Annotated in this window: 1 protein-coding gene; it reads right to left on the bottom strand. The window is 64.2% G+C overall.

What is annotated here, in order from left to right:
* Positions 1 to 304, bottom strand: a 304-nt coding sequence (locus FLP08_RS16860) for an MliC family protein (protein WP_156278091.1), incomplete at its 3' end; no start/stop codon positions are given.
* Positions 305 to 511: the final 207 nt, after the last annotated feature.

The raw sequence follows: 511 nt of genomic DNA, 5'->3' as shown, positions 1-511 counted from the left end.
TCCACCAGATGTACTGGCCGGCGGCGTACTTGGCGCCGGAGGCGGAAATCACATTGCTGAAGACCAGCGTCAAGTTGTCGCTGACCGGCACCACGGCGAGGCTGTTGTCGCCCTTGTTCAGGTACTGCACGGTGAACTTGCGACCGTTCTCGCACTTGTAGTCGACGCTGCGGGTATCCAGCTTGGCATCCCCCGGCAGGGCCAGGTAATCGACCTGGGCGGTCTGCTTGTCGTCGTCGCTGCCGCCGCAGGCGACCAGGACCACGGGAACGGCAGCCAGAAGCAGCCAGAGCGCTTTTTTCATGGAAATCCCTCTAACGAGAAAAAATGGCGCTGCCACTGTAGGAATTCGGCACCTGCCGCGTCAACGACAGGCGCCCCTAGAAAAAGTCTTGTGGGCCGCCGGGACGCGCAAAGGAGCGCTCCCCTCTCCTCTGCGCGCCGGCGCCCCATCGATCACTCGGTGACCGGCTTCACCCGCAGGCCCGGCATCGGCCGCGGGGCTCCCTTG

Origin of the sequence: Christiangramia aestuarii, from assembly GCF_009735585.1 — a bacterium.
Taxonomy (GTDB): domain Bacteria; phylum Bacteroidota; class Bacteroidia; order Flavobacteriales; family Flavobacteriaceae; genus Christiangramia; species Christiangramia aestuarii.
This window is presented reverse-complemented; position numbering and strand designations above follow the sequence as displayed.